14 protein-coding genes are annotated in these 6,188 nt (G+C 54.4%); all 14 read right to left on the reverse strand.

Translation table 11 applies throughout. The features are described 5' to 3' along the window. Window positions 1-11 precede the first annotated feature (11 nt). A complete protein-coding gene (gene rplX, locus AAF465_09345) occupies window positions 12-332 on the reverse strand; it encodes a 50S ribosomal protein L24 (GenBank protein ID MEM7082928.1) in 321 nt (106 codons plus the stop codon). A gap of 29 nt (window positions 333-361) precedes the next feature. After that, the gene (rplN, locus tag AAF465_09350; GenBank protein MEM7082929.1) at window positions 362-730 is read right to left on the reverse strand and encodes a 50S ribosomal protein L14; all 369 of its coding nucleotides are present in this window, start codon (window positions 728-730) and stop codon (window positions 362-364) included. A 40-nt stretch (window positions 731-770) separates the two neighbouring features. Further along, complete coding sequence (gene rpsQ / locus AAF465_09355) at window positions 771-1,043, reverse strand: 30S ribosomal protein S17 (GenBank protein MEM7082930.1); 273 nt, start codon at window positions 1,041-1,043, stop codon at window positions 771-773. A 16-nt stretch (window positions 1,044-1,059) separates the two neighbouring features. Continuing rightward, window positions 1,060-1,245, reverse strand: coding sequence for a 50S ribosomal protein L29 (gene rpmC, locus AAF465_09360; protein MEM7082931.1), 186 nt, complete (start codon window positions 1,243-1,245; stop codon window positions 1,060-1,062). Continuing rightward, window positions 1,245-1,658 carry a 50S ribosomal protein L16 gene (gene rplP, locus AAF465_09365; GenBank protein ID MEM7082932.1) on the reverse strand — a complete coding sequence of 138 codons (414 nt, stop codon included), beginning with the start codon at window positions 1,656-1,658 and terminating at the stop codon, window positions 1,245-1,247. The genes rpmC and rplP overlap by 1 nt, the downstream gene beginning before the upstream one ends. A 24-nt stretch (window positions 1,659-1,682) precedes the next feature. Continuing rightward, window positions 1,683-2,366 (reverse strand): 30S ribosomal protein S3, encoded by a 684-nt coding sequence (rpsC, locus tag AAF465_09370; protein MEM7082933.1) that lies wholly within the window; start codon window positions 2,364-2,366, stop codon window positions 1,683-1,685. A gap of 14 nt (window positions 2,367-2,380) precedes the next feature. Beyond that, on the reverse strand, window positions 2,381-2,713 hold the full coding sequence (gene rplV, locus AAF465_09375; protein MEM7082934.1) for a 50S ribosomal protein L22: 333 nt from the start codon (window positions 2,711-2,713) through the stop codon (window positions 2,381-2,383). 11 nt (window positions 2,714-2,724) lie between these two features. After that, window positions 2,725-2,997 carry a 30S ribosomal protein S19 gene (gene rpsS / locus AAF465_09380; protein MEM7082935.1) on the reverse strand — a complete coding sequence of 91 codons (273 nt, stop codon included), beginning with the start codon at window positions 2,995-2,997 and terminating at the stop codon, window positions 2,725-2,727. A gap of 17 nt (window positions 2,998-3,014) precedes the next feature. After that, window positions 3,015-3,845, reverse strand: coding sequence for a 50S ribosomal protein L2 (gene rplB, locus AAF465_09385; protein MEM7082936.1), 831 nt, complete (start codon window positions 3,843-3,845; stop codon window positions 3,015-3,017). A 38-nt stretch (window positions 3,846-3,883) separates the two neighbouring features. Then, window positions 3,884-4,180, reverse strand: a complete 297-nt coding sequence (gene rplW, locus AAF465_09390; GenBank protein ID MEM7082937.1) for a 50S ribosomal protein L23 — start codon at window positions 4,178-4,180, stop codon at window positions 3,884-3,886. Continuing rightward, window positions 4,177-4,779: a 50S ribosomal protein L4 gene (gene rplD / locus AAF465_09395; GenBank protein MEM7082938.1), complete on the reverse strand. Its 603-nt coding sequence runs from the start codon at window positions 4,777-4,779 to the stop codon at window positions 4,177-4,179. Before rplD ends, rplW begins: the two co-directional genes overlap by 4 nt. Before the next feature lie 8 nt (window positions 4,780-4,787). Then, window positions 4,788-5,432: a 50S ribosomal protein L3 gene (gene rplC / locus AAF465_09400; GenBank protein ID MEM7082939.1), complete on the reverse strand. Its 645-nt coding sequence runs from the start codon at window positions 5,430-5,432 to the stop codon at window positions 4,788-4,790. Window positions 5,433-5,636: 204 nt separating this feature from the next. Further along, complete coding sequence (rpsJ, locus tag AAF465_09405; protein MEM7082940.1) at window positions 5,637-5,951, reverse strand: 30S ribosomal protein S10; 315 nt, start codon at window positions 5,949-5,951, stop codon at window positions 5,637-5,639. A gap of 96 nt (window positions 5,952-6,047) precedes the next feature. After that, on the reverse strand, window positions 6,048-6,188 hold a 141-nt coding region (tuf, locus tag AAF465_09410; protein MEM7082941.1), incomplete at its 5' end, for an elongation factor Tu.

A 6,188-nucleotide genomic window follows, 5' to 3' on the forward strand; every position in this document is an offset into this window, starting at 1 on the left:
CTGACTACCTGTTAAATATCCACGAGTTCATCGTTGGATTTGAAATAGCGAACCCGCGAACCGTCTTCTTGAACGCGAATGCCCACCTTGTCGCCTTTTTTTTCGGCGGCGTTATATAGCGCTACGTTGGAAACATGGATAGAGGTTTCTCGATCCAAAATTCCACTCTCAACACCAGGTTCCTGGGGATTGCCTTTAACGTGCTTCTTGCGCACGTTGATGCCTTCCACCAACAACCGATCGAACGGCAGCAGCTTGAGCACGGTGCCACGACGACCTTTGTCGCGACCGGTGATTACAATGACGTCATCGCCTGTCTTAATCTTTTTCATACCGCAATCCTTATCCCGGGCCCTGATGCTTAGAGCACTTCCGGCGCGAGCGAAACAATCTTCATAAACTTACTGCCACGCAACTCACGCGTTACGGGGCCAAAAATTCGTGTGCCGATGGGCTCGAGACGTGCATTGAGCAAAACCGCCGCGTTGCCATCAAAGCGAATCAGCTGACCGTCAGGCCGACGCACGCCTTTTCGAGTACGAACAACCACGGCATTGTAGATCTCGCCTTTCTTAACCTTGCCGCGGGGTATAGCGTCTTTGATGCTGACCTTGATCACGTCACCAACGTTAGCGTAGCGACGCTTCGAGCCGCCCAGCACTTTGATGCACATCACGCGTCGCGCGCCACTGTTGTCGGCCGCGGTCAAGATTGTTTGCATCTGAATCATGGCTACTTATCCAATTCTTAAAAAGTTAATGCCCAGCGCGCTATCGCACACGCGCCTGTTCGACGACGCTCACCAGTTCCCAAGCTTTACGCTTTGAGCGTGGGCGACATTCTGACAAGGTCACGGTGTCACCGGCCTTGGCTTCGTTGTTTTCATCATGCGCCATGAGTTTGGTCGTGCGACTCACGTACTTGCCGTACATGGGGTGCTTCACCTTACGCTCAATGGCGACAGTAATGGATTTATCCATTTTGTCGCTGACCACTTTACCGGTCACGGTGCGCTTAATCTGAGTGCTTGCTTGTTCAGTCATTACCGTTCGCTCGTGTTTAACGTTTTTCGTTCAGCACCGTTTTGACACGCGCGATATCGCGACGCACCTTACGGAACTGATCGGATGAGGTAAGCTGGCCCGATGCTTCTTGCATACGCAGGTTAAATTGCTCCTTGCGAAGCTTGACCAGTTCGTCGTTGAGCTCGGCCACCGAGCTGTTTCTCAAATCACTTGCTTTCATCACACCACCTGCCGTGACACAAACGCGGTCGCGATCGGAAGCTTGGCCGCTGCAAGACGAAACGCCTCGCGCGCCACCGATTCATCAACCCCTTCCATCTCATACAACATGCGACCGGGCTGGATTTGCGCCACCCAGTACTCGACGTTGCCTTTACCTTTACCCTGTCGCACTTCCAGCGGCTTCTTTGTGATCGGCTTGTCCGGAAAAATCCGAATCCAGATCTTGCCGCCACGCTTTACGTGACGCGTCATAGCGCGACGAGCCGCTTCGATCTGACGAGCAGTAATGCGACCTCGAGCAGTAGCCTTGAGGCCGAACTCGCCAAACGACACACTGTTACCGCGCTGGGCCAAGCCGCGGTTCTTACCCTTCATCTGTTTGCGAAACTTTGTTCTTTTTGGCTGTAGCATCAAACTCTCCTGGCGCGCGCGGGTCTAGCGTGCAGCCGGTGTTTCGGCGTTCTCGGTTGCGGCTTCGGCCGTGTCGAAAATCTCGCCCTTAAAAATCCAAACTTTGACACCGATGATGCCGTAGGTTGTCAGCGCTTCTGCCACCCCATAATCGATGTCAGCACGCAATGTGTGCAACGGTACGCGACCTTCGCGATACCACTCTGAGCGCGCAATTTCGGCGCCATTTAATCGACCGCCCACTTTCACTTTGATACCACCAGCACCGAGGCGCATGGTGTTTGTTACGGCGCGCTTCATGGCGCGACGGAACATAATGCGGCGCTCGAGCTGCTGAGCGATGCCCTCGGCAACCAGCGTGGCATCCAGTTCGGGCTTACGAATTTCTGCAATGTTGATGCGAATGTCCGCGAGCGGCATGCCCATCATCTTGGCCACGGCTTGCCTCAATTTCTCGATATCCTCGCCTTTTTTACCGATCACAATACCCGGACGCGCAGTGTGCACAGTGATGTGCGCTTTCTTCGCGGGGCGTTCGATCTGAATTCGGCTTACCGACGCTTGCGACAGTTTCTTTTTCAAAAACTCGCGAATCTTGTGGTCCGTCGCAACATACTCAGGATACGTCTGACTATCTGCGTACCACTTAGACGTCCAGTCTTTGGTGATGCCGAGGCGAATGCCAATTGGATGTACTTTTTGACCCATGGGTGACTGCTCTCTTACTCGTCTGCTACTTGCAGAGTGATGTGGCTGTTACGTTTGATGATGCGATTACCGTTACCTTTGGCACGCGCCTCCCAGCGACGAAAACGCGGGGCCTCATCAACCATGACTGACGAGATTTTGAGTTCGTCGATATCCGCGCCATTATTGTGTTCGGCATTGGCTATCGCTGAGTTCAAGATCTTGCGTAAAATTTTGGCGCCTTTTTTGGGCATAAACGCCAACGTCTGATCAGCATCGGCGACGGACTTACCGCGAACCTGATCAGCAATGAGGCGCATTTTCTGAGGAGAAATTCGCGCGTATCGCAATTTAGCAGACACTTTCATTATTCAATCTCCTACTTGGACTTCTTGTCGCCAGCGTGCGACTTGTAGGTTCGCGTAATCGCGAACTCGCCCAGCTTATGACCCACCATGTTCTCGGAAATGAGCACCGGAACATGCGCTCGACCGTTGTGCACGGCAATCGTAAGACCGACCATGTCAGGCAGAATCATCGAACGTCGCGACCAAGTTTTAATCGGCCGGCGATCGTTGTTTGCGGCGGCCGTTTCGACTTTCTTCATCAAATGAAGATCTACAAAAGGCCCTTTTCTTACGGAACGTGGCACTGTCGTTACCTCTTTAACTATTTCTTCTTAGAACGGCGACGGACAATCATATTGTCGGTACGCTTGTTCTTACGTGTCTTATACCCTTTGGTCGGCACACCCCATGGCGTCACAGGATGACGTCCACCGGAAGTACGACCCTCACCACCACCATGTGGGTGATCAACCGGGTTCATGGCCACACCGCGAACAGTGGGTCGTACGCCGCGCCAACGTTTGGCACCGGCTTTACCCAGTTTTTGCAGTGAATGCTCAGAATTGCCAACTTCACCCAGCGTTGCCCGGCAGTCGATATGCACCTTACGCATTTCGCCGGAGCGCAAGCGCAGTGTGGCGTAGCTGCCCTCACGGGCCGCCAGCTGCGCTGAACCACCCGCCGTGCGCACCATCTGCGCGCCTTTACCGGGCTTCATCTCAACACAATGAATGAGAGAACCCAGTGGAATATTTCGAAGCGGCATATTGTTGCCCACTTTGATGCCCACCTCGGTGCCAGACTCTAAGGTCGCCCCCGTCACAACACCTTTCGGCGCGATAATGTAACGACGCTCACCATCCGCGTAGAGGAGAAGTGCGATATGCGCACTGCGATTTGGATCGTATTCGATACGCTCCACCTTCGCTGGCACACCATCCTTGTTGCGCTTGAAATCAATGATTCGATAGCGCTGTTTGTGACCACCACCCGTGTGACGCTTGGTGATGCGCCCCGCGTTATTGCGACCGCCGGTTTTGGTCTTCTTCTCGAGCAACGGGCCATATGGTTTGCCCTTATGAAGCTCGGGCTTCAGTACCCGTACCTTAAAGCGACGCCCTGGTGATGTCGGTTTGGCTTTTTGTAATGCCATCTTTCTTCGCCTTTAGCTTAAATCTTAGTGCGTCGGATTTATTCCGCGCCCATGAAATCAATGGTGCTGCCTTCGGCCAGTCGGACGTAGGCTTTTTTCCAGTCGGGTCGTTTGCCCATGGTCATGCGGAAGCGCTTTTTCTTGCCCTGCATGTTCAACACTTGAACAGACTCGACCTTCACTTCGAACATCATCTCGACCGCTTTACGGATCTCAGTTTTGTTCGCATCTTTGCGCACTTTAAAAACGAACTGGTTTTGCTCTTCGCTCAACACCGTGCTCTTTTCTGACACGTGCGGGCCAACCAATACCGTTGCGAGACGTTCAGCATTCATCCCCATTTCTCCTCAAGTCGACGCACTGCGGCAACGCTCATCAACACGTTCTCGAAGCGAAGCAGGCTGACCGGATCAACCGCGCTGGCTTCGAGCACGCTCACATTGGGCAGGTTACGCGAGGCCAGATAAATGTTTTCATCGTAGCCTTCCAGCACGATCAAACAATCCGAAATTTCCATGCCTTTGAGTTTGTCGACCAGCATTTTCGTTTTCGGCGCTTCGACCGCAAATTCGTCGACCAGTACAAATCGATCGCGACGCACCAACTCAGACAAAATCGACTGCATGGCACCGCGATACATTTTGCGATTCACTTTTTGCTTGTGGCTGCGAGGTGAGGCCGCAAAAGCGCGTCCACCGCCCACCCAGATCGGGCTACGGATGGTGCCTGCACGAGCTCGACCAGTGCCTTTTTGACGCCAAGGCTTCTTACCACCGCCGCGCACCGCCGAGCGGTTACGCTGCGCCTTGGTACCGCGACGGCCAGACGCCATGTAGGCCGTCACCACCTGATGCACCAGGGCTTCGTTATACTCTCGACCGAATGCAACTTCGGACACTTCGACGGCCGCGCCGCCGTGGCTGTTAATTTGCATCGCCATGATTACCCTTTCCCTCGCGTCGACGGCTTGACGATCACGTCGCTGCCTTTTGAGCCAGGAACTGAACCTTTGACCAGCAGGAGGCTGCGTTCGGCATCGACTCGCACCACCTCAAGATTGGGCTGAGTGCGGCGCACATTACCCATGTGGCCGGACATTTTCTTGCCCTTGAATACACGACCCGGTGTTTGACACTGACCGATGGAACCCGGCGCGCGGTGCGACAGCGAGTTGCCGTGCGTGGCATCCTGCATGTGGAAATTGTGGCGTTTGACCGTACCGGCAAACCCTTTACCGATGGTTGTGCCGGTGACATCAATGGCCTGACCTTCTTCGAACATATCGACGGTCAACGAAGCGCCCAATTCGATGTCGGCGCCCTCTTCGTCATTCAGACGAAACTCCCAAAGGCCACGACCTGCTTCGGTCTTCGCTTTGGCGAAGTGGCCGGCCTGGGCTTTGGTAACGCGAGAAGCTCTGCGGGCGCCGGTCGACACCTGCAGTGCGCGGTAGCCATCGGACTCCGCAGATTTGATTTGTGTCACTCGGTTAGGCAATGCCTCGATTACGGTAACGGGCACGGAACGGCCGTCGTCCATAAACACACGAGTCATGCCGCGTTTGCGGCCAACTACACCAATCGTCATGTCTGTTTCCTCGTTATCACCGCATCAACTTCGATTGGTTGATGCTGTTGCGGGCTGCCAGGCGCTTCGGGGCGCCTATCCTGCCCTAAAAATTCAATCAATTCGGGGTGTTACGCAGCCATCCCGGCCTTGGTAACTGAAGGCCCGGTGCAAGATTAACTGCACCGGGCCAGTGAGCCGCCCATTATAGGCTACTTTTAACCATCAATTCAATTTAATTTGCACATCCACGCCAGCGGGCAATTCCAGCTTCATCAGGGCGTCGACCGTCTTGTCGGTGGGATCGACGATATCCATGAGACGCTTGTGCGTCCGAAGCTCATATTGGTCCCGAGCGTCTTTATTGACGTGCGGAGAGATGAGCACCGTAAAACGCTCCATTTTGGTCGGCAGGGGTACCGGTCCCTTCACGTGTGCGCCGGTGCGTTTCGCCGTTTCGACGATTTCACGAGCCGACGAATCGATGAGGCGGTGATCGAATGCCTTCAAGCGAATGCGGATGCTTTGATTAGTAGCCATAGTCTTTCTCTTTAAGTCTTTATGTCATGCCACAGGCTTAGCCCGCGGGTTAGCCGACCGGACCACAGGCCCGGTCGATCGTGTATCCATCGAGGCTTAGTCGATAATTTTCGCGACCACGCCAGCGCCGACAGTGCGGCCACCTTCGCGGATAGCAAAACGCAGTCCGTCTTCCATCGCGATCGGTGCAATCAGCTCAACAGTCATCTGCACGTTGTCACCCGGCATCACCATCTC

Source organism: Pseudomonadota bacterium (assembly GCA_039028935.1).
Lineage (GTDB): Bacteria > Pseudomonadota > Gammaproteobacteria > Steroidobacterales > SZUA-146 > SZUA-146.

Excerpts from the sequence above, each read along its gene's own strand:
- rpsJ (MEM7082940.1), bottom strand. The coding sequence starts at position 5,951 with ATGGCTACTAATCAAAGCATCCGCATTCGCTTGAAGGCATTCGATCAC.
- rplD (MEM7082938.1), bottom strand. The coding sequence starts at position 4,779 with ATGCAAATTAACAGCCACGGCGGCGCGGCCGTCGAAGTGTCCGAAGTT.
- rplB (MEM7082936.1), bottom strand. The coding sequence starts at position 3,845 with ATGGCATTACAAAAAGCCAAACCGACATCACCAGGGCGTCGCTTTAAG.
- rplC (MEM7082939.1), bottom strand. The coding sequence starts at position 5,432 with ATGACGATTGGTGTAGTTGGCCGCAAACGCGGCATGACTCGTGTGTTT.
- rplN (MEM7082929.1), bottom strand. The coding sequence starts at position 730 with ATGATTCAGATGCAAACAATCTTGACCGCGGCCGACAACAGTGGCGCG.
- rpmC (MEM7082931.1), bottom strand. The coding sequence starts at position 1,245 with ATGAAAGCAAGTGATTTGAGAAACAGCTCGGTGGCCGAGCTCAACGAC.
- rplP (MEM7082932.1), bottom strand. The coding sequence starts at position 1,658 with ATGCTACAGCCAAAAAGAACAAAGTTTCGCAAACAGATGAAGGGTAAG.
- rpsC (MEM7082933.1), bottom strand. The coding sequence starts at position 2,366 with ATGGGTCAAAAAGTACATCCAATTGGCATTCGCCTCGGCATCACCAAA.
- rplV (MEM7082934.1), bottom strand. The coding sequence starts at position 2,713 with ATGAAAGTGTCTGCTAAATTGCGATACGCGCGAATTTCTCCTCAGAAA.
- rplW (MEM7082937.1), bottom strand. The coding sequence starts at position 4,180 with ATGAATGCTGAACGTCTCGCAACGGTATTGGTTGGCCCGCACGTGTCA.
- rpsQ (MEM7082930.1), bottom strand. The coding sequence starts at position 1,043 with ATGACTGAACAAGCAAGCACTCAGATTAAGCGCACCGTGACCGGTAAA.
- rplX (MEM7082928.1), bottom strand. The coding sequence starts at position 332 with ATGAAAAAGATTAAGACAGGCGATGACGTCATTGTAATCACCGGTCGC.